General features: G+C 62.8%; 19 protein-coding genes. 13 read left to right on the top strand and 6 right to left on the bottom strand.

The features are described from left to right. Window positions 1-87: 87 nt before the first annotated feature. Complete coding sequence (locus PG879_RS14925) at window positions 88-951, bottom strand: YicC/YloC family endoribonuclease (RefSeq protein ID WP_042016423.1); 864 nt, start codon at window positions 949-951, stop codon at window positions 88-90. A 146-nt stretch (window positions 952-1097) separates the two neighbouring features. Here PG879_RS14925 and rph point away from each other — a divergent pair, with 146 nt between their 5' ends. The 9 genes from rph to PG879_RS14880 all read left to right on the top strand — a co-directional run bounded on the left by rph (window position 1098) and on the right by PG879_RS14880 (window position 10700). Beyond that, complete coding sequence (gene rph / locus PG879_RS14920) at window positions 1098-1814, top strand: ribonuclease PH (RefSeq protein ID WP_010676103.1); 717 nt, start codon at window positions 1098-1100, stop codon at window positions 1812-1814. Between the two features lie 75 nt (window positions 1815-1889). After that, window positions 1890-2543, top strand: a complete 654-nt coding sequence (gene pyrE, locus PG879_RS14915; protein ID WP_010676102.1) for an orotate phosphoribosyltransferase — start codon at window positions 1890-1892, stop codon at window positions 2541-2543. Window positions 2544-2754: 211 nt separating this feature from the next. Further along, window positions 2755-5184 (top strand): heavy metal translocating P-type ATPase, encoded by a 2430-nt coding sequence (locus PG879_RS14910; protein ID WP_270830368.1) that lies wholly within the window; start codon window positions 2755-2757, stop codon window positions 5182-5184. Next, window positions 5181-5570 (top strand): Cu(I)-responsive transcriptional regulator, encoded by a 390-nt coding sequence (cueR, locus tag PG879_RS14905; RefSeq protein WP_270830367.1) that lies wholly within the window; start codon window positions 5181-5183, stop codon window positions 5568-5570. The genes PG879_RS14910 and cueR overlap by 4 nt, the downstream gene beginning before the upstream one ends. A gap of 153 nt (window positions 5571-5723) precedes the next feature. After that, window positions 5724-6878 (top strand): GGDEF domain-containing protein, encoded by a 1155-nt coding sequence (locus PG879_RS14900; protein WP_039039690.1) that lies wholly within the window; start codon window positions 5724-5726, stop codon window positions 6876-6878. A gap of 30 nt (window positions 6879-6908) precedes the next feature. Further along, window positions 6909-7172 (top strand): YihD family protein, encoded by a 264-nt coding sequence (locus tag PG879_RS14895; RefSeq protein WP_010676098.1) that lies wholly within the window; start codon window positions 6909-6911, stop codon window positions 7170-7172. A gap of 197 nt (window positions 7173-7369) precedes the next feature. Continuing rightward, the gene (gene ccoG / locus PG879_RS14890) at window positions 7370-8818 is read left to right on the top strand and encodes a cytochrome c oxidase accessory protein CcoG (protein WP_010676097.1); all 1449 of its coding nucleotides are present in this window, start codon (window positions 7370-7372) and stop codon (window positions 8816-8818) included. A 74-nt stretch (window positions 8819-8892) separates the two neighbouring features. Beyond that, window positions 8893-9882, top strand: a complete 990-nt coding sequence (locus PG879_RS14885) for a serine/threonine protein kinase (protein ID WP_039039688.1) — start codon at window positions 8893-8895, stop codon at window positions 9880-9882. Between the two features lie 209 nt (window positions 9883-10091). Further along, on the top strand, window positions 10092-10700 hold the full coding sequence (locus tag PG879_RS14880) for a thiol:disulfide interchange protein DsbA/DsbL (protein ID WP_010676095.1): 609 nt from the start codon (window positions 10092-10094) through the stop codon (window positions 10698-10700). Window positions 10701-10774: 74 nt separating this feature from the next. On the opposite strand, the gene pncB is transcribed toward PG879_RS14880, so the two are convergent. After that, entirely contained in the window at window positions 10775-11953 is a 1179-nt protein-coding gene (pncB, locus tag PG879_RS14875) for a nicotinate phosphoribosyltransferase (RefSeq protein ID WP_010676094.1), read from the bottom strand. A gap of 101 nt (window positions 11954-12054) precedes the next feature. Beyond that, window positions 12055-12690 (bottom strand): nicotinamidase, encoded by a 636-nt coding sequence (locus tag PG879_RS14870; RefSeq protein ID WP_045522729.1) that lies wholly within the window; start codon window positions 12688-12690, stop codon window positions 12055-12057. Window positions 12691-12764: 74 nt separating this feature from the next. Here PG879_RS14870 and PG879_RS14865 point away from each other — a divergent pair, with 74 nt between their 5' ends. Both PG879_RS14865 and PG879_RS14860 read left to right on the top strand, forming a co-directional pair. Next, window positions 12765-13415, top strand: a complete 651-nt coding sequence (locus PG879_RS14865; protein WP_270830366.1) for an NUDIX hydrolase — start codon at window positions 12765-12767, stop codon at window positions 13413-13415. 76 nt (window positions 13416-13491) lie between these two features. Further along, window positions 13492-13977, top strand: coding sequence for a DUF523 domain-containing protein (locus tag PG879_RS14860; RefSeq protein ID WP_270830365.1), 486 nt, complete (start codon window positions 13492-13494; stop codon window positions 13975-13977). On the opposite strand, the gene PG879_RS14855 is transcribed toward PG879_RS14860, so the two are convergent. From PG879_RS14855 to PG879_RS14845, 3 genes are all read right to left on the bottom strand, one after another. Beyond that, window positions 13923-14879, bottom strand: a complete 957-nt coding sequence (locus tag PG879_RS14855) for an acyltransferase (protein WP_039039684.1) — start codon at window positions 14877-14879, stop codon at window positions 13923-13925. The genes PG879_RS14860 and PG879_RS14855 overlap by 55 nt on opposite strands. 7 nt (window positions 14880-14886) lie before the next feature. Next, window positions 14887-15786, bottom strand: coding sequence for an acyltransferase (locus tag PG879_RS14850; RefSeq protein WP_270830364.1), 900 nt, complete (start codon window positions 15784-15786; stop codon window positions 14887-14889). Between the two features lie 132 nt (window positions 15787-15918). Further along, the gene (locus PG879_RS14845) at window positions 15919-17436 is read right to left on the bottom strand and encodes a YifB family Mg chelatase-like AAA ATPase (RefSeq protein WP_270830363.1); all 1518 of its coding nucleotides are present in this window, start codon (window positions 17434-17436) and stop codon (window positions 15919-15921) included. A gap of 384 nt (window positions 17437-17820) precedes the next feature. Between PG879_RS14845 and ilvG the strand changes: the two genes are divergently transcribed. Together ilvG and ilvM are read left to right on the top strand one after the other, a co-directional pair. After that, complete coding sequence (gene ilvG, locus PG879_RS14840) at window positions 17821-19467, top strand: acetolactate synthase 2 catalytic subunit (protein ID WP_041211990.1); 1647 nt, start codon at window positions 17821-17823, stop codon at window positions 19465-19467. Continuing rightward, a complete protein-coding gene (gene ilvM / locus PG879_RS14835) occupies window positions 19464-19721 on the top strand; it encodes an acetolactate synthase 2 small subunit (RefSeq protein ID WP_010676086.1) in 258 nt (85 codons plus the stop codon). Before ilvG ends, ilvM begins: the two co-directional genes overlap by 4 nt. Window positions 19722-19725 lie beyond the last annotated feature (4 nt).

Below are 19725 nucleotides of genomic sequence, written 5' to 3'. Positions count from 1 at the left end.
TGCCATCAGTCAGGCGGCTGAGCGCTGCGGGAAACGAGCATAAAAAAAGCCCCCGGGTGGCGGGGGCTGGTGCATCGATGAGGGAGATCACTCGATGTTCTGGATCTGCTCGCGCATCTGCTCGATGAGGACCTTCAGCTCGACGGCGGACTGGGTCACCTCGGCGTTGATCGACTTGGAGCCAAGCGTGTTCGACTCGCGGTTGAACTCCTGCATCATGAAGTCGAGGCGACGGCCGCAGGCGCCACCCTTCTTCATGATCTTGTTGGTTTCGCTGATGTGCATCTCCAGGCGATCCAGCTCTTCGGCCACGTCGATCTTCTGGGCCAGCAGCACGATCTCCTGCTCGATGCGGGCCGGATCCAGCTCCACCTTGGCTTCGGCCAGCCGGTCGGTGAGTTTCTGGCGCTGCCACTCGATGATCTGCGGCAGGTGCTCGCGCACCTTCTTCACTTCTACCTGAATGCCGGCCAGACGCTGCTCGATCAGGGCCTTGAGGTTGGCCCCTTCGCTGGCGCGGGAGGCGAGGAAATCTTCCATGGTCAGATCGAAACCGCCGAGCAGCTCGGTGGCGACCACGTCCATGTCCTGCTCGGCGGCAGCCATGACCCCCGGCCAGCGCAGCACGTCCACCGGATTGAGCTGACCCTGGCCCGCCTCTTTCATCACCCAGTTGGCGCTCTCGATGATGAGTTTGGCCAGCTCTTCATTGATGTGCAGCTGGCTGGCGGCGGCCTGGGCGGCCTCGAAGCGCAGGTTGCACTCCACCTTGCCGCGCTGCAGCTTGGCGCGGAAGCGCTCACGCAGAACCGGCTCCAGGCTGCGCAGTTGTTCCGGCAGGCGAATGTAGGTCTCCAGATAGCGCTGGTTGACCGAACGAATTTCCCAAACGGCTGTGCCCCAGTCGCCCTTGAGTTCCTTGCGGGCGTAGGCGGTCATGCTGTGAATCATTGCTTGTTCCGGGCTTGATGAAGTGTGCGGCCAGTATACTCAGCCAGGCCAGCTCCGTCAGCCGACGAGGTGGTTTTAGCGGCTGATATTTGAGTAGCGATCGCTTATACTCCTGCGCCAATTCAGCCAGCCCAGAGGTCAGTCCCATGTCCCGTCCCAGCGATCGCAGCGCCGCCCAGGTGCGTCCGGTAACCATCACCCGCCACTTCACCAAGCATGCTGAAGGGTCCGTGCTGGTGGAATTCGGCCACACCCGCGTGCTCTGCACCGCCAGCGTCGACACCAGCGTGCCGCGCTTCCTCAAAGGCAAGGGGCAGGGGTGGGTCACTGCCGAGTACGGCATGCTGCCGCGCTCCACCCACTCCCGGATGAACCGCGAAGCGGCCTCCGGCAAGCAGAGCGGCCGCACCCTGGAGATCTCCCGTCTGATCGCCCGCTCCCTGCGCGCGGCGGTAGACTTGAGTGCCCTGGGCGAGCACACCATTACCGTTGACTGCGACGTGTTGCAAGCCGACGGCGGTACCCGTACCGCCGCCATCACCGGTGCCTGCGTGGCGCTGGTGGATGCGCTGAACTGGATGGTGGAGAAGGGGCTGATCAAACAGAGCCCGCTCAAGCAGATGATCGCGGCCGTCTCCGTCGGCATGTTCGAAGGGGAGGCAATCTGCGATCTGGAGTACATCGAAGACTCCGCCGCCGAGACCGACATGAACGTGGTGATGACCGAAGATGGTCGCATCATCGAGGTGCAGGGCACCGCGGAGGCCGAACCCTTCACCCACGAGGAGCTGCTGGCCATGCTGGCCCTCGCCAAGGGCGGCATCGCCGATATCATTGCGCTGCAGAAGCAGTCGCTTGCATGATTTTAAAAACGCGGCACTGTCCGCGTTTTTTTATACCCCCACACAAGACAACGACAAGCCAAGCAAGGAGCCAGAATGAAAGCCTACCAGCGTCAATTTATCGAGTTTGCCCTGGAGAAGCAGGTCCTCAAATTCGGTGAATTTACCCTGAAATCCGGTCGTAAAAGCCCCTACTTCTTCAACGCCGGCCTGTTCAACAGCGGCCGCGATCTGGCCCGTCTCGGCCGCTTCTATGCCGCCGCCCTGATGGATGCCGGTATCGAGTTCGATGTGCTGTTTGGCCCGGCCTACAAGGGGATCCCCATCGCCTCCGCCACCGCGGTGCAGCTGGTGGAGCAGCACGACGTGGACGTGCCCTGGTGCTTCAACCGCAAGGAGGCCAAGGATCACGGCGAGGGTGGCAATCTGGTGGGCAGCCCGCTCAAGGGGCGCATCATGCTGGTGGACGATGTTATCACTGCCGGCACCGCCATCCGCGAATCCATGGATCTGATCCAGGCCAACGGCGCCTCCCTGGCTGGCGTGCTGATCGCGCTGGACCGTCAGGAGAAGGGTAAGGGCGAGCTCTCCGCCATTCAGGAAGTGGAGCGTGACTACGGCGCTCACATCATCGCCATCATCCAGATGAGCGACTTGATCCAGTATCTGGAAGAGAAGCAGGCCGAACAGCCGGAGCTGGCGGCGCAACTGGCCGCCATGAAGGCTTACCGCGCCCAGTACGGTATTTGACGACCCGGTTTCCCCCTCATCCCCGGCCCTTCTCCCGCGAGGGGAGAAGGGAACAGATCGGCATGCAGCCGATCCCGTCAACGGCGCCCAACGGCGCCGTTTTTTATTTTCACAAAAAGTCGGTGTGCTCACTTGAGCTTGCCCTTACAGTAAAGGTTAAGGTTTGGTCATCGGCGCGGGTTTCGGCCGACGGGTTCCGGGGAGGAACAACATGACCACTCATCTTCAATCACCCATTCATCTGCAGTTGCCGCTCAGTGGCATGAGCTGCGCCAACTGCGCCGGCCGCATCACGACCGCCCTCAACAAGCTCGACGGGGTATCGGCCACCGTCAACTTCGCGCTGGAGCAGGCGGCCATCGAGCTGACCAGCCCCGACCGTCTGCCGGCGGTACTGGAGAGCATCCAGGCGCAGGGTTATGACTACGGCAGCGAGACCATCCTGTTTCAAATCACCGGTATGACCTGTGCCGGTTGCTCGGCCCGCCTGAACAAGATGCTGGCGGCGCTGCCCGGCGTCATCTCCGCCGACGTCAACTTCTCCATCGAGCAGGCTCGTATCGTGCTGGTTCCCGGGATGCAGACGTCCGCTGGCCTGCGCGAGCAGATCGAGGCCCTCGGCTTCGGCGCCCAGCTGGCACAAGGCTCGGCCAGCGGCCGCCGCCAGCAGTTGCTGGAGCGGGAAGCGCAGGAGGCCGCCACTGCCCGTCAGGCGCAAACCCGGGTCATCGTCTCGGCGCTGCTGACCCTGCCGCTGCTGGTGGGGATGCTGGCCATGGCCGGTCTGCTGCCCTGGCATCTGCCCGCCTGGCTGGAGCTGGTGCTTGCAACCCCGGTGCAGTTCTGTATCGGGGCCCGCTTCTATCGCGGTGCCTGGCTCGCCATCAAGAACCGCTCCGCCAACATGGATGTGCTGGTGGCGACCGGTACCAGTGCGGCCTACTTCTACAGTCTCTATCTGTTGTTGACGCTGGGGATGGCTGCCAGCGGCCAGCTCTATTTCGAGGCGAGTGCCATCATCATTACCCTGATTTCCCTCGGAAAACTGCTGGAAGCGCGAGCCAGACGCAGTACCCAGTCCGCCATTCGCGAGTTGATGGCGCTGCGGCCGGAAACCGCCACCGTCTGGCGCGGCGAGCGCTGGCAGAGCGTCGCCATCGACGAGGTGCTGCGCGGCGACAGGCTGCAGGTGCTGGTGGGGGAACGGGTACCGGTGGATGGCAGAATCGTGAGCGGTGAGAGTGAGCTGGACGAGTCGATCCTCACCGGCGAGAGCCTGCCGGTGCTGCGCAGTGCGGGCGACAAGGTGCTGGGCGGTGCCATCAACCGCTCCGGCGTGCTGGAAATTGAAGCCACTACGGTGGGGGAGGACTCCAGCCTCAGCAAGATCATCGCATTGGTGGAGAGCGCCCAGATGGGCAAGGCCCCGCTGCAACAGCTGGTGGACAAGGTTTCCGCCGTGTTCGTGCCGGTGGTGATGGCCATCGCCCTGTTCACTCTGCTGGTGTGGTACGCCATCAGCAACGACTTCGGTCAGGCGCTGCTGGCGGCGGTAGCCGTGCTGGTGATCGCCTGTCCCTGTGCGCTGGGGCTGGCGACGCCGGCGGCCATCGTCACCGGTACCGGGGTGGCGGCGCGCCACGGCATTCTGATCAAAGATGTCGATACCCTGCAGAAGGCCCACGCCATCAAGGCGCTCATCTTCGACAAGACAGGTACGCTCACTCAGGGCAGGCCCGTGCTGGCGAGCTGGAGCGGCACAGCCGAGCAGCTGCGTCTGGCCGCCGCCCTGCAGCAGGCGAGTGAACACCCGCTGGCGCTGGCCATGCGCGAGGCGGTCGGCAAGGAGACTACGCTGCCCCAGCCGGAGGCGGTGGAGGTGCGGGTCGGTGCCGGTATTGTCGGTCAGGTCGCCGGTCATACGGTCGCCATCGGCAATGGCTCTTTGCTGGCCCAGCTCGGCATTGAGGTGCCCGCGCAGGATAAGCAGCCTGCCGACGGCGCGACCCGGGTCTGGGTGGCCATCGACGGCGTGGTGGCTGGCATTGCGGCGCTGGCCGATACCCTGCGCCCCGAGAGTCCGGATGCCATCGCCACCCTGCGTCAGCGCGGCATCGCCAGCTGGCTGGTGAGCGGTGATGCGCCGGCGCCGGTGGCCCATATCGCCGCCAAGCTGGGACTGGACGGGGCCTTTGACTCCGTGCTGCCAGCCGGCAAGGTGGAGAAAGTGGAGGCGCTGCGGGCGCAAACCAGCGGGCTGGTCGCCATGGTGGGGGACGGGGTGAACGACGCCCCGGCGCTGGCGGCGGCGGATGTGGGTATCGCCATGGGCTCCGGCTCCGACGTGGCGATGGAGACCGCCTCCATCACCCTCATGCGGTCTGATCCGCGGCTGGTGGCCGATGCCATCGACATCTCGGCGGCCACCTGGCGCACCATCCAGCAGAACCTGTTCTGGGCCTTCGTGTTCAACATCATCGGCATTCCGCTGTCGGCGCTGGGTTACCTCAGCCCGGAACTGGCGGGGGCGGCCATGGCCCTGAGCAGCATCACCGTCTTGAGCAATTCCCTGTTATTGAAGCGCTGGCAGCCCCGGGCGGGCAGCCTGCGTGCATCTGAATCCCAAAGGAGTCATTCATGAACATCAGCAAGGTCGCCAAGGCCACCGGCCTGACCGCCAAGACCATCCGCTACTACGAGAGCATCGGCCTCATCTCGTCGCCAGTGCGCAGCGACAACGGGTATCGCAGTTATACGGATGCCTCCCTGCGGGAGCTGCGCTTCGTCAAGCGTGCGCGGGAGACCGGCTTCAATCTGGAAGAGTGTCAGGAGCTGCTGGCGCTCTATCGGGACGAGCACAGAACCAGTGCCCAGGTGAAAAAGCTGGCCCAGGAGAAAATCGTCGATCTGCGTGCTCGCATTGCCGGTTTGCAAGCCATGCTCAGCGCCCTCGAGGAGGTGGTGAGCTGCTGTCACGGAGATGCGAATCCCCAGTGTCCCATCCTCGACGAGCTGGAGAAAGGGTGAGGGAGGGCTGCGCCATTCGACCCTGCAGAAAAGGGTCTGTCGGGGCCTGTACGGGAGAGGACGCGCTGAGTGGCAGCTTAATAGCGGTCGATTGATTGTTGAGCAGGAAAGGGGAGTGTTAAACTGTGCGGCTCTTGTACAGGGAGTACCCAGTTGACACAGAGTGTGAAATATCAGGTGCGGCGGGCCATCATGGTCCAGCTCTATACCCATGCCTCCTTCAGCCTGCCTTGCCTGGGGCTGCTGGCGATCAGCTGGAGCCTGCTGTTCCACGATTACCTGCCGGCCAGCGAGTCGCTGGGCTGGCTCGGTCTGGTCCTGTTGCTGTTGCTGGGGCGCTGGTGGCATCTGCGCTGGCGCCAGCCCAGGCTGGCGGAGCTTCCGCTGCCGGTGCTCGAGCGCGAGCTCTTTGTCGGGGTGACCATCACCTCCATTGTCTGGGCACTGGGCGTGCTGCTCTACATGGACAAGCTGCCCGACACCTATCGTGCCGCCATGATGATGCTCTCCAGCCTGATCCTGACCGGCAGCGCCATCATGCTGTTCGGCAGCCGTCGTACCCTCTATGGGGCCGTGCTGCCCCTCGGGTTTGCCATGTTGTTCGAGCTCAGTGGCGGCAACACCCAGGAGCGTATCGTCTCCTGCATGCTGGCGGGGTATCTGTTCGTCTTTCTGCCGACCCTGCTGCGGCGCCTGCGGCGGGATCAGGTGGCCTCTCTCTACCACAGTTTTTCCAATGCGGATCTGGTGGCCGAGCTGAAGGCGGTCTCCGAGCACCTCAAGCTCACGTCCCGCCTCGACGGTCTGACCGGCATCGCAAACCGGGCCCATCTCGACGACTCCCTGGCGCGCGCCTGGCGTCGCTGCCACCGTGCCAGGGCGCCTCTCTCTCTGGTGCTGGTGGATGTGGACTACTTCAAGCAGTTCAATGATCACTATGGTCATCAGGTGGGGGACCAGTGCCTGCAGCAGGTGGCGAGCCTGCTGGCCGAAGTGCTGCGGCGGGAAGACGATCTCGCTGCCCGTTACGGCGGAGAGGAGTTCGCCCTGCTGCTGCCCTGCACCACCTTGCAGGGGGCCATGCAGATCGCCGAGCAGGTGCGTACCTCGTTGCGAGCCCTCGGCATTCCCCACCACAAATCCCGGGTCTCGGGGCGGGTCAGTTGCAGCTTCGGGGTGGCGACCCTGGTGCCGGATCAGCATCACTCCATTGCCGAGCTTATCCAGAAAGCGGATGCGGCGCTCTATCAGGCCAAGCATAATGGCCGGGATCGTATCGAAGTAGCCTTGATGGGTAAGGTTGCCTGAGTTTCACAAGACAGATTAAAGAGGTCGTCTATGCAATGTCATCGTATCGAAGAGCTGCTGGAACTGCTGCAGCCTGCCTGGATCAAGGAGCAGGATCTCAGCCTGGTGCAGTTTGTTGCCAAACTGGCCGAGGAGGCGGGATTTGACGGTCCCCTGTCCGCACTGACCGACGACATGCTGATCTACCACCTCAAGATGCGGGAATCCGACAAGCAGGCGATGATCCCGGGGCTGGCCAAGGATCACGTGCCCGACTTCAAGGAGGCCCTGCTCAAGGCCCGCGGCATCAAGTAATCCGGCCGTCACATCGCCATCAGAGAAAGGTTTCAATAGAGTCTGTGAAAAGGCGCATAGTCAACTGGCTATGGGCCTTTTTTGTTGCCTGAAATTGCGACGGGACTCGAACTATAGATACATTTAACCCACACAATTAGCAGGTTGTTTAAGATATAATCGCTTTCATAACAATATGAGTGGAGCGATGTGTTGCAATGGCCGACAAGGACAAGATCGACATCAAGGATGTGACCGGTGACGTCACCGGGACCTTCAATCCCAACACCTTCAAGGCGGGAGATGACAGGTTCAACCCCGGCAACCGCATCTATGTCCGCTCCCAGACCGGTTACTGGCAGCGGGTGCGCAAGGCCATGGGCTGGTTCTTCGTCGCGCTCTTTGTTCTCCTGCCCTGGCTGCGTTATGACGGCCGTCAGGCGGTGCTGTTCGATCTGGAGCACCAGCAGTTCCATATCTTCGGTGCCACCATCTGGCCGCAGGATCTCACCCTGCTGGCCTGGGTCTTCATGATCGCGGCCTTCGCCCTCTTCTTCGTGACTACCTTCCTGGGCCGGGTCTGGTGCGGCTACCTCTGTCCCCAGACGGTGTGGACCTTCCTGTTCATCTGGTTCGAGGAGAAGCTGGAAGGGGCCGCCAACAAGCGTCGCAAGCTGGATGCGGCGCCCTGGAGCGGCGAGAAGCTGGCCCGGAAGGGCGCCAAGCACCTGGCCTGGATCCTGCTGTCGCTGGGCACGGGGCTGACCTTCGTCGCCTACTTCCAGGATGTCTTCCACCTGGTGCCCGATTTCTTCACCCTGCAGGCGGGAGGCTGGGTCATCTTCTGGGTGCTGTTCTTCGCCGCCTGCACCTATGGCAACGCCGGCTGGATGCGCGCCATCATGTGTATCCACATGTGCCCCTATGCCCGCTTCCAGTCCGCCATGTTCGACAAGGACACCTACATCGTCGGCTATGACAGCCAGCGTGGCGAGACCCGCGGCGCCCGTGGTCGCAAGGCCGATCCCAAGGCCCTGGGGCTGGGGGACTGCATCGACTGCGACCTCTGCGTGCAGGTCTGCCCGACCGGTATCGACATCCGTGACGGTCTGCAGTACGAGTGCATCAACTGCGGCGCCTGTGTCGACGCCTGCGATCAGACCATGGAGCGGATGGGGTATCCGAAGGGGCTCATCAGTTACACCACCGAGCACAAGCTGGCCCACAGTGAAACCCAGGTGGCGCGGCCCAAGCTGATTGGCTATGGCCTAGTGATGGTCGTCATGCTGGGGGTCTTCGTCTATAACGCCATGTCCATCATGCCCATGGGGCTCGACATCCTGCGGGATCGCAACCAGCTGTTCCGGGAAAACAGCGAGGGGCTCATCGAGAACACCTATACCCTGAAGATCCTCAACAAGACCCTGAACTCCCAGACCTACCGGCTGGACGTGGAAGGGCTGCCGGAGTACCAGTGGTTCGGACCCCGCGAGGTGACACTGAAGGCGGGCGAGATCTATACCCTGCCGGTGAGTCTGGCGGTGGATCCCTTCAACCTGAAGCGCCCCACTCTGGACGTCCAGTTCGTGCTCAAGCGGGAAGGCGCGGCGCCGGACGACAGCAAGGGGACCTTGCGCCAACCGAGCAAGTTTATCAGCAGGTTGTGACGGCAAGGCGCACCGCCATGCACGGCAACGGCAGACAGTGGTGATAGAATGGGGCGCAACAGCGCCCCTTTTCTATGGTGGATGACATGCGTTTCAACTATTCCGACCTCAATCCCGATCTCATCATGGATGCCATCGATCTCAGCGGCTTGCGCATCGACTCCGGCCTTATCGAGCTCAACAGTTACGAGAACCGCGTCTATCAGTTCCAGGATGAGGATCGCCGTCGCTACGTGGTGAAGTTCTACCGCCCCGGTCGCTGGAGCCGGGCCCAGATCCTGGAAGAGCACGCGTTTGCCGCTCGCCTCTGTGAAGCTGAGATCCCGGTCGCCGCTCCCATTGCCTTTGCCGGCGAAACCCTGCTGGAGCATCAGGGCTACCCGTTTGCCATCTGGCAGAGCGTCGGGGGGCGTCAGTTCGAGGTGGACAACCTGGACCAGCTGGAGTGGGTGGGGCGTTACCTCGGTCGCATCCACAGCGTCGGTGCCAGCCATGCCTTTCATCACCGGGTTCCGCTGGATGTGGAGAGCATGCTGCACGAGCCGCGTCAGTTGCTGGCGGCAGGCGAGTGGTTGCCGAGCGGGCTGGCCAAGTCCTTCTTCGGGGTGCTGGACGAGCTGATCCGGCACGTATGCGACGCCATGACCCTGGATGTGGCGCGCATCTCCCTGCATGGGGACTGCCACCCGGGCAACATCCTGTGGCGTGACGGCCCCCTATTTGTCGATCTCGACGATTGCCGCACCGGCCCTGCCATCCAGGATCTCTGGATGATGCTGAACGGGGAGCGTCATGAGCAGCAGATCCAGCTCGATACCCTGCTGGCGGGGTATGAGGAGTTCATGGAGTTCGACCCGCGGGAGCTGGCGCTCATCGAGCCGCTGCGTGCCATGCGCATCGTCCACTACATGGCCTGGCTGGCAAGACGCTGGGAAGATCCCGCCTTCCCCCGCCACTTCTCCTGGTTCAACACCGAACACTACTGGCGCCAGCAGATTGCGACCCTGCATGATCAGCTCGAGGCATTGAAGGCCCCGCCGCTCAGCCTGATGCCGCAGTGGTAGGGGCGTGAACCCGGCAGATCGCCACGCCACGGGGCGTCCGCTGGTGGTGTCGCCCGCACCATTGCCACAGCGGCAAGGTGCCCGTGGGAGGCGGGATGGCGGTCCCGCCTGTCTGCCTTTGCCATTGACGGCACGAGGGTGAGGCAATAGGCTTGGACTGCTTCGGTTCGCCGGGCGTGCCTCACAGTGATCCCTTAACAGGAAACGTCATGAAAAAAGTACTATTTTTCCTCGCTGCCATGCTGATGATCCCCATGGTTCACGCCGCCCCGCAATTCAAGGAAGGTGTCAACTATGACGTGGTCAGCCAGACCGGCAGCGCCCAGCCGGAAGTGATGGAGTTCTTCTCCTATTTCTGCCCGCACTGCGCCAAGTTCGAGCCGATTGCCGAGGATCTGAAGAAGAGCCTGCCGGAAGGCGTGCCGATGAAGAAGAACCCGGTGGCCTTCCTGGGCCGTGAAATGGGTCCCGAGATGCAGCGTGCCTACGCCGTCGCCAATCTGCTGAACGTGGAAGGCAAGCTGACCCCGGCCATCTTCGACAAGATCCACACCCAGCGCCAGATCCCCCAGAGCCGCGCCGACGTGAAGCAGGTCTTCGTGGACAATGGCGTGCCGGCCGAGGAGTTCGACGGTGCCGTCGACAGCTTCGCCGTCTCCGGCATGGTCTCCCAGTTCGATCGCAACACCGAGAGCTACAATGTGCGCGGTGTGCCGGCCTTCCTGGTCAACGGCAAGTACATGGTGAAGATTGAATCCATCACTTCCCAGGAGCAGTTCAACCAGCTGGTGAAATTCCTGCTGGCCAAGAAGGACTGATCATTCCTGAGTCGATACAAAAGCCCGCCGGTGCAAACCGGCGGGCTTTTTGTTTGGCGTCTCGCGGGCCTGACTCAGACCCCGACGTGGAAGGCCTGCTTGAGGTTGCGAATGAAGTCCGCATCCCGGCAGAGGGTCTTGCCCGGGCTGTCGGATATCTTGGCGACCGGGCCGCCGTTGCACTCCATCAGCTTGAACACGATGTTCATCGGGCTGACGCCGGGCAGATCGCAGGTGAGCTTGGTGCCGATGCCGAAGCTGGTGTTGATGCGGCCGCGGAAGTGGCGCAGCAGCTCGACGGCCTTGTCGAGGTTGAGCCCGTCGGAGAAGACCAACGTCTTCTCGGCAGGGTCGATGCCGAGCCGCTGATAGTGGCTGATGGCCTTCTCGCCCCATACCACGGGATCGCCGGAGTCGTGGCGCAGCCCCTGGTAGCGGCTCGCCAGCTCGAAGTCGAAGTCACGCAGGAAAGCATCCATGGTGATGCAGTCGGTGAGCGCGATACCGAGGTGGTTGGTGAATTCGTCCAGCCAGCTGGTGAGGGCTGCGCGCTGGCTGAGCTCCAGCGGGAAGCCGAGCTGCTGGTGGGCCTGGAACCACTCGTGGGCCTGGGTGCCCACCGCGGGCAACCGGTACTTCTGGGCCAGCAGGTAGTTGCTGGTGCCGCGAAACGCCGGCAGCCGCTCCTTGAGGCGACCCACCACGGCGTCTTGTACCGCGAGGGAGAAGCGGCGACGGGTGCCGAAGTCGATGAGGTTGAACTCGCTCATCTCCTCCCGGCTCAGCTCCCGCTCCAGCTTGTCGATCTTCTGATCGAGCCGCTCCAGTGCCTGGCTGACGCCGAACTGGGGGTAGCGGAAGCGGTTACGCATCTCGCTGATGATGGCGAGTACCGGGATCTCCCACAGGATCACGTCCTGCCAAGGGCCTTCGACCCGCACATTGATGCGGCCATCCTGCTCGAACACCTTGAGCAGGGAGGCGTCCAGCGGCTTGCGGCGCAGGTGGTCCAGGTAGTCGGGCGTGAAGAAGGGGCGTTCGGCCAGGAAGTCGAGTTCGGACCGGGTCAGGCGCAGGGAGCCGGCGAGGCGCAGTTGTTCCTCGATCTGGCCCATCATGGGCAGCAGGTCTTCTTCGTTGCGGCTGTGGAACTCGGCGACGACGTCGGCATCCGGATAGCGATGGAACACCGCCTGCTGCATGTGCAGCTTGTAGGCATCGGTGTCGAGCAGGCTGTGGAGGATGGGAGGCATATCAGGCTCCTGTGATGAGTGCTGCGCGGGCAACGCACTCTGGCTGCATCTGTGATGGGTGGGCGCCGGTGTCGGGTGGGCAGTGGAAAATGGAAGGCATGTCAGGCATCCAGCAGGCGTTGAATGTCGGCCAGGGTCTGGGCCAGCTCGGCGCCGGCCTCGATCATCCGGGTGCGGGCCTGGTCGATTGTCTCGGGGGCGATGCCGCGGCAGGCGTCGAGGTGGACGATGACCCGGAAACCGGCGCGACGCAGTTGCAGCACGCTGGTCTTGACGCAATAGTCGGTGGCGAGGCCGCCGACCAGCACGGTAGTGACGCCGCGGGCTTGCAGAAACTCGATAAGCCCGGTGCTGCGCCGCTCCGCCAGGTCGTGATAGCAGGCGCCATAGGGATGCAGGTCCGGCTCGACCCCCTTCCAGACGAAGAAATCGTAGTCGATGGGGGCGGGCAGGCCGTCGAGCAGCTCGAACCCAGGTGTGCCGGGCACGCAGTGGGCCGGCCAGGTGAGATCGGCATTCGCCAGTGCAAGGGGCTGCAACATGGCGCCGGGTTCGGTCACCACCCAGGGGGCGTTCGCAGGGTGGGCATCCTTGCTGCCGACTCGCAGGGTGGCGAGGGCAGCCTGGGCATTGAGCGCCGCCACTATGGTATCCCCGCCAGCGACGGGCAGCTCGTTCGGGCAGAGGGGGGTGAATCCCTTCTGCGCATCAATATCCAGGCTGGCGATGATTCCCATGGATGGCTCCTTCACATAATATTCTTGTGATATTATCTACCAAACATTATTAGAAGGCGAGCAGGTCGACCAGGATGCCGAGAATGAGTCTGGATATGGTGGTGCTGCGGTTGCGCGAGGAGCGGATCGAGCTGCTTCTCGAGACCCGGGATCGCCCCCCCTTTGCCCACTGCTGGCAGTTGCCGGCCCTGCGCATCGACGAGACCCGGGATCGGGATCTGGACGCGGCTCGCCATCGCCTGCTGGCAGAGTGGGGGCTGGAGCACTGCTACAGCGAGCAGGTCTGTACCCTCGGCAACCTGGAGCGGGATCCCCGCGGCTGGTCCACCACCCTCGTCTATCTCTGTCTGGCGGATCCCGATGGGGGGGCGGTGCGCGGTCGCTGGCATCCTCTGGACGATCTGCCCGGCCTGCAACTCGCCTTCGATCACGGCAAGCTGGTCGCCATGGGGCTGGAGCGGCTGCGCATCAAGAGCCGTTACAGCACCCTGCCGCTGCATCTGCTGGGGGCAGAATTCACCCTCTCCGAGGTTCAACGGGCGTTCGAGATCGTCCTGCAGACCCCCATGAACACGGCCGCATTTCGCAAGCGGCTCCACCGTGCCGACATCCTAGTGGATACAGGGCGCAAGCGCACCGGCAAGCAACGTCCCGCCATCCTCTATCGGCTAGAGACCCCCTGTTGCGTCATGTTCGATCAGGTGATGCACGGTGCGGAAGCATAAGCCGATGTCTGCGAAAGCCGGATTGTCGCCCCATAGCGGGTCTGGTGCACTGGCACCTCACACAGGAAGTGACAGCATGGGAGAGACGGGAATGCACAAGGTGCTGGTGAGCGCCTGTCTGCTGGGGCAGCCAGTGCGTTACGACGGCCAGAGCAAGGGGATTGTCAGCGACTGGCTGCAGGCGCTGGGAGCCGAGGGGCGGGCGCTGGCCTTCTGCCCCGAGGTGGCGGGTGGCCTGCCGACGCCACGCCCCCCTGCCGAGCGCCAGGGGGAGCGGGTGGTCACCGAAAGCGGGCTGGATGTGACGGCCGAGTTCGATCGGGGCGCCGCCCTTGCGCTGGCCCTCTGTCAGCAGCAGGACATTCGCTTCGCCCTTCTGAAGGAGGGGAGCCCCTCCTGCGGCAGCGGTCGCATCTACAATGGCCGCTTCGAAGGGGTTTCACTGGCGGGAGAGGGCAAGACCACGGCTTTGCTGCGCCGCCACGGCATCGGGGTGTTCAGCGAGGATCAGCTGCCCGAGCTGGCCTCGGCGCTCGCCTTGGCTGCCTGCGGATCGGTCTGAGCCGCCGCATCGGCCGCCTGCCACTGCGCCAGCACCTCGTCTTTTTCCTTCCAGCGTGCATTCAGCCACTCCTGGAAACCGCGTTTGAACTGCTTGTCGTTGAAGTAATCCCCCACCAGTTGCTCGTCCACCGGCAGCTCCTCGATCCGCACCCGGATGCGCTTCATCTTCCCCATCAGGAAATCCTTGAAGGGGGTGTCGGGGTTGTCCGGGTAGCTGATGGTGACGTTGATCAGGCTGTCGAACTGATCGCCCATGGCTGCCAGGGTGAAGGCGAGTCCTGCCGCCTTGGGGGGCATGAGATGGCGATAGCGGGAGCGGGCGGCCTCGCGCTTCTGATCGGTGAAGCGGGTCCCCTCCACGAAGTTGATGACAGTGGTGGGAATGTGGCGAAACTTCTCGCAGGCGTTGCGGGTGGTCTCGATATCCTTGCCCCGCAGATGCGGATTTCTTAACAGAAACTCTCTCGAATAGCGGCGCATAAAGGGCATGTCCAGCCCCCAGCAGGCGAGCCCCAGCAGCGGGATGTAAATGAGCTCGTGCTTCATGAAGAACTTGGGCACCGGCAGCCGATTGCGGAACAGGTGGCCGAGCACCACGATATCGGTCCAGCTCATGTGGTTGCTGATGATGAGATACCAGCCATCCTTGCGCAGCCGGGTATTGTCCTCAATCTGCCAGTCTATGCGGGTAGTGAGGCGGATCACCAGGGCGTTGCAACCGAGCCACAGGCCCATGAAGCGATTGTTGAGCCGGCTGCAGGCGCGACCAAAGGCCGGTACGGGCAGCAGCAGTTTGGCCAGAGAAACCAGCAGGATCAGGCTGGCACACAGGGCGGTAAACAGTATGGTCAGGCCGGCGCTGATGAACAGCACCAGGGGGCCCGGGAGCAGGTTTGGCATGAGTGTCTTACTGCGTCTTGTCCGCCAGCAGCTTATCCAGGGTCTGGTCCTTCTCGTGCCAGATCCCGTTCAACCACTGTTGAAACTCTTGTTGGAACTCGGGGTCATTGAAGTAATCCCCCACCAGATTGCGTTCGATCGGCAGAAAGCGGACCCGAACCTTGATCTCCTTGACCCGACCGCACATGAAGTCCCAGTAGCTGGGGACGCCGCCGGGATAGGCGATGGTCACATCCACCAGCTTGTGCAGTTGATCCCCCATGGCCGCCAGGGTGAAGGCGATGCCCCCTGCTCTCGGGTGCAGCAGATGACGATAGGGTGCCCCTTGCCTGTCGTGCTTGCCGACGGTGAAGCGGGTCCCTTCCACGAAGTTCATCACACTCACCGGCATATGGCGGAAACGGGCACACGCCTTGCGCGTGGTTTCTATGTCTTTTCCCCTCAGATGCGGGTGCTTTTCCAGAAATTTTCGGGAATAACGCCGCATGAATGGGAAATCCAGCGCCCACCAGGCCAGACCGAGAAAAGGTACCCAAATCAGTTCTTTCTTGAGGAAAAACTTCAGGAAGGGGATTTTTTGATTAAAAATCCGCTGCAATACCAGTATGTCGACCCAGGATTGGTGGTTGGCAATCACCATATACCACTCATTCCGGCGCCCTTTGTCCACTCCGACCACATCGAAAGGGGTATTGATGATGGTTTTCTGGATCAGATTGTTGAAACCTATCCAGTGGGTGGCACAGCCGTCCAGGAGGGTGTTGCAGAGACGTCGCCCCCCCTTGAAGGGCAGCAGCAGCTTGATGAGGCCAAGCAGCAGGACGGGGACAAACCAGAACAGGGTGTTGATGAAATAGAGCAGGGTCGAGAGGCTGCCGCGCAGTCGCTCTATCAGCTTGTTGGGCATGGTGGAATCCGTCTTCGTATCGGTGGATGGCAACCAAGTGGTCAGATCTGTTGCCATAATATCAGCCGGCCCACGACTAGACCATGGTGGCGCCCTTTCCGGGTCGGGTGGTGGTTGCTGCCGTTCCCCCGCTCACGGGCCCCCGCGCAGCCGTGACAACAGCCTGTCCATGGCACGATAGCCCAGGGCTTCGATCAGATGCGCTCTCTCGATGGTGACGTGTCCCGCCAGATCGGCGATGGTGCGCGATACCCGCAGGATGCGGTGCCAGGCCCGGATGCTGAGCCCCAGCTTCTGGATGGCACCTTCCAGAAACTCGGCATCCTGTGGCGATAATCTGCAAACATCTTCGATTTCACGACTATCCAGCAGGTTGTTGAGTTTTCCGCTGCGACTCAGCATGCGCTCTCGCGCCCCCAGCACCCGTTCGCGTATCTGCTGGCTCGATTCCCCCCGCTCCGCCTTGCCGGTCAGGCTCCCCCTGGGCAAGAGCGGGACCTCTACCGTCAGATCGAACCGATCGAGAAAGGGGCCGGAGAGCTTGCCCAGATAGCGCAGGATCTGATCCGGGTTGGAGCGGGTCTGGCCGTCGCCATAATGGCCGCAGGGGCTGGGATTCATGGCACCCACCAGCTGGAAGCGGGCGGGAAAATCCACCTGGCGGGCGGCACGACTGATGGTAATGTGCCCGGTTTCCAGCGGCTCGCGAAGGGAGTCGAGCACCTTGCGCTCGAACTCCGGCAGTTCATCCAGAAACAGGACCCCGTTGTGGGCGAGGGAAATTTCGCCAGGCCTGGGATGGGTACCCCCGCCCACCAGCGCCACTGCCGAGGCGCTGTGATGGGGCGTGCGATACGGCCTGTGGTGCCAGTGGCCGGCGCGGGGGGTGAGGCCGCCGATGGAGTGGATGGCGGCGGTCTGCTGCGCCTCCTGTTCGCTCAGCGGTGGCAGAATGCCGGGCAGACGGCTGGCCAGCATGCTCTTGCCGGTGCCGGGGGGGCCGATGAACAGCAGGTTGTGGCTGCCGGCTGCGGCGATCTCCAGCGCCCGCTTCGCCTGGGACTGACCGATCACGTCCTGCAGATCCGGCACGTCGGGCAGGGTCTCCGCGCTCTGGGGTTCCGGCAGCGGCAGTTCGTACTGGCCCGCCAGCCAGGCGGTGACCGCCAGCAGCTGGTGGGCGGTGCGCACCTCGGCATCCTGTATGAGGGAAGCCTCCGGACCGTTCTCCCGTGGGACCAGCAGGGTGCGCCCCGCGTCGCGGCAGGCGAGCACCGAGGGGAGCACCCCAAGCACGGGGCGGATCTCGCCCGTCAGGGCCAATTCCCCTAAAAATTCGTGATCGAGCAGGTATTTTGCGGGTATCTGCTTGGATGCGGCGAGAATGCCGATGGCGATGGCCAGGTCGAAGCGGCCCCCCTCTTTGGGCAGATCCGCAGGGGCCAGGTTGACCGTGATGTGCTTGGCCGGAAATTCGAAATTGCCGTTGAGCAGGGCGCTGCGCACCCGATCCCGCGACTCTTTCACCGAGGTTTCCGGCAACCCCACCATGTTGAAGGCGGGCAGGCCGTTGGAGAGGTGCACTTCCACCGTGACTTGCGGCGCCGCTATCCCCAGGCTGGCACGGCTATAAACAACAGCTAATGACATAAATACCGTCCTTGGTTTGATGTATATGCTGGTTAACCGTTTTTTATTAGTTTTTTGTTCCAGTTGTCAGGTTTCAGAGCAGTCAAAATCAGAGTCTTGTCAGGTAAAAAGTGCTTGCCCAATAAAAATCACCGTGCTAGTTCTAATAGCCATTCGCGGCAAGCTCCGCTCCCATTTCACAGGATTTCCGGTTGTAACTATGAACATGGCCTCCCGTTTCGTCAGCATTATTGTGGTCCTAGTGGTGATTATTATCTCACCGCTCGGGGCTCGTTTGGCTGCACGGAACAAGGGATAGACCCACCACCGGACAGAACGAAACAAGCGACCCCCGAGCCTCACGGCCCGGGGGTTTTTTTTCGACCAAAGGACAGGATTTTCCACATGAACGGCGCGCAGTTTTTGGTACAGGCTCTCAAGAAACAGGGTGTGACCCAGGTGTTTGGTTACCCGGGCGGGGCCATCATGCCGGTCTATGACGCCCTGTATGACGGTGGCCTGGCCCATCAGCTCTGCCGCCACGAGCAGGGTGCCGCCATGGCTGCGGTGGGTTATGCCCGCGCTTCCGGTCAGGTGGGGGTCTGCATCGCCACCTCTGGCCCCGGCGCCACCAACCTGGTCACCGGCCTCGCGGAGGCACTGCTCGATTCGGTACCGCTGGTGGCCATCAGCGGCCAGGTGCCCTGCGCCGCCGTCGGTACCGATGCCTTTCAGGAAGTGGACGTGCTCGGCATGTCCCTCTCCTGCACCAAGCACTCCTTCATGGTGACTGACCCGGCGGATCTGGGACGGGTCATTGCCGAAGCTTTCGCCATCGCCACCGAAGGGCGTCCGGGTCCCGTGCTCATCGACCTGCCCAAGGATGTGCAACTGGCCGCCGTTCCCTCTCAAAGCCCGCTGTTTGCCGTGGAGGAACCCGACCCCCTGAATCCGGCCGAACTGACGGTCGCCCGTACCCTGCTGGCCGGTGCTGAGCGTCCGGTACTCTACGTCGGCGGTGGGGTGGGCATGGCCAATGCCGAGCAGCAGCTGCGCGACTTTGCCGCCACCACGGGGATGCCGGCGGTCACCACCCTCAAGGGGATTGGTGCCCTCGACCCCGACAGCCCCGTCTATCTGGGCATGCTCGGCATGCACGGTACCAAGGCCGCCAACCTGGCGGTACAGCAGTGCGATCTGCTGGTGGTGGTAGGCGCCCGTTTCGATGATCGGGTGACCGGCAAGCTGGAAGAGTTTGCCCCCGAGGCGAAGGTGATCCACCTGGATGTGGACGCCGCGGAGTTCGGCAAGCGTCGCGCCGCCGATGTGGGCATCACCACGGATCTCAAGCGTGTGCTGCCCGCCCTGGCGATGACGCTGACCCTCGACCCCTGGCGCGAGCACTGTGCCACCATGGCTCGGGAATACGCCTTCCGCTACGACCATCCGGGTCAGGCCATCTACGCCCCGGCCCTGCTCAAAGAGCTTTCAAGCCAGCTGCCTGACACCAGCGTGGTGGCCTGCGACGTGGGTCAGCACCAGATGTGGGTGGCCCAGCACATGCGTTTCACCAGCCCGCGCAACCACCTCTCCAGTGCCGGCCTAGGCACCATGGGCTTCGGCCTGCCCGCCGCCATCGGCGCCAAGATGTCGCGCCCCGATGACGAGGTGGTGCTGGTGAGCGGTGACGGCTCCTTCATGATGAACGTGCAGGAGCTCGGCACCATCCGCCGTGCCCGGCTCAAGGTGAAGATGGTGCTGCTGGACAACCAGCGCCTCGGCATGGTGCGCCAATGGCAGGAGCTGTTCTTCGACGGTCGCTACAGCGAGACCAATCTGTCCGACAACCCCGATTTCGTCGCTCTGGCCGCCGCCTTCGGCATCCCAGGCGAGACCATCACATGCAAGGAAGAGATAGGTCCGGCACTGGATCGCCTGCTGGCGAGCGAGAGTGCCTATCTGCTGCATGTGGCTATTTCAGAGGAAGAAAATGTCTGGCCCCTGGTTCCGCCAGGAGTCGCCAACCACAAGATGATGGAGCAACGCCCATGAACCAGCTCAATACCAGCACCCTGGAAATCCATGCCCAACCCAGACCCGAAGTGATGGAACGGGTGCTGCGGGTGGTCCGTCACCGCGGTTTCAATCTCTGCGCCCTCAACATGGAGCAGGATTGCCAACAGCTGCGGATCACGGTTACTGTCGAATCGGTACGTCCCATCCAGCAGTTGTGGAGCCAGCTGGTGAAGCTGGTGGATGTCTCCCGGGTCGATGCACTGGAACAGCAACCCCGGATCAGAGCTTAAGGAG

Origin of the sequence: Aeromonas sp. QDB63 (assembly GCF_027707425.1) — a bacterium.
Classification (GTDB): domain Bacteria; phylum Pseudomonadota; class Gammaproteobacteria; order Enterobacterales; family Aeromonadaceae; genus Aeromonas; species Aeromonas caviae.
The sequence above is the reverse complement of the archived record's forward strand: the minus strand, read 5'-3'. Positions and strand labels throughout refer to the sequence as shown.

Bases quoted from the DNA above. Each gene is read 5' to 3' on its own strand.
- PG879_RS14895 (WP_010676098.1), top strand. From the start codon at position 6,909: ATGCAATGTCATCGTATCGAAGAGCTGCTGGAACTGCTGCAGCCTGCC.
- ilvM (WP_010676086.1), top strand. From the start codon at position 19,464: ATGAACCAGCTCAATACCAGCACCCTGGAAATCCATGCCCAACCCAGA.
- PG879_RS14865 (WP_270830366.1), top strand. From the start codon at position 12,765: ATGCCGAGAATGAGTCTGGATATGGTGGTGCTGCGGTTGCGCGAGGAG.
- PG879_RS14910 (WP_270830368.1), top strand. From the start codon at position 2,755: ATGACCACTCATCTTCAATCACCCATTCATCTGCAGTTGCCGCTCAGT.
- PG879_RS14860 (WP_270830365.1), top strand. From the start codon at position 13,492: ATGGGAGAGACGGGAATGCACAAGGTGCTGGTGAGCGCCTGTCTGCTG.
- PG879_RS14870 (WP_045522729.1), bottom strand. From the start codon at position 12,690: ATGGGAATCATCGCCAGCCTGGATATTGATGCGCAGAAGGGATTCACC.
- PG879_RS14880 (WP_010676095.1), top strand. From the start codon at position 10,092: ATGAAAAAAGTACTATTTTTCCTCGCTGCCATGCTGATGATCCCCATG.
- pncB (WP_010676094.1), bottom strand. From the start codon at position 11,953: ATGCCTCCCATCCTCCACAGCCTGCTCGACACCGATGCCTACAAGCTG.
- PG879_RS14845 (WP_270830363.1), bottom strand. From the start codon at position 17,436: ATGTCATTAGCTGTTGTTTATAGCCGTGCCAGCCTGGGGATAGCGGCG.
- PG879_RS14925 (WP_042016423.1), bottom strand. From the start codon at position 951: ATGATTCACAGCATGACCGCCTACGCCCGCAAGGAACTCAAGGGCGAC.
- pyrE (WP_010676102.1), top strand. From the start codon at position 1,890: ATGAAAGCCTACCAGCGTCAATTTATCGAGTTTGCCCTGGAGAAGCAG.
- ccoG (WP_010676097.1), top strand. From the start codon at position 7,370: ATGGCCGACAAGGACAAGATCGACATCAAGGATGTGACCGGTGACGTC.
- PG879_RS14855 (WP_039039684.1), bottom strand. From the start codon at position 14,879: ATGCCAAACCTGCTCCCGGGCCCCCTGGTGCTGTTCATCAGCGCCGGC.
- PG879_RS14885 (WP_039039688.1), top strand. From the start codon at position 8,893: ATGGTGGATGACATGCGTTTCAACTATTCCGACCTCAATCCCGATCTC.
- ilvG (WP_041211990.1), top strand. From the start codon at position 17,821: ATGAACGGCGCGCAGTTTTTGGTACAGGCTCTCAAGAAACAGGGTGTG.
- cueR (WP_270830367.1), top strand. From the start codon at position 5,181: ATGAACATCAGCAAGGTCGCCAAGGCCACCGGCCTGACCGCCAAGACC.
- rph (WP_010676103.1), top strand. From the start codon at position 1,098: ATGTCCCGTCCCAGCGATCGCAGCGCCGCCCAGGTGCGTCCGGTAACC.
- PG879_RS14850 (WP_270830364.1), bottom strand. From the start codon at position 15,786: ATGCCCAACAAGCTGATAGAGCGACTGCGCGGCAGCCTCTCGACCCTG.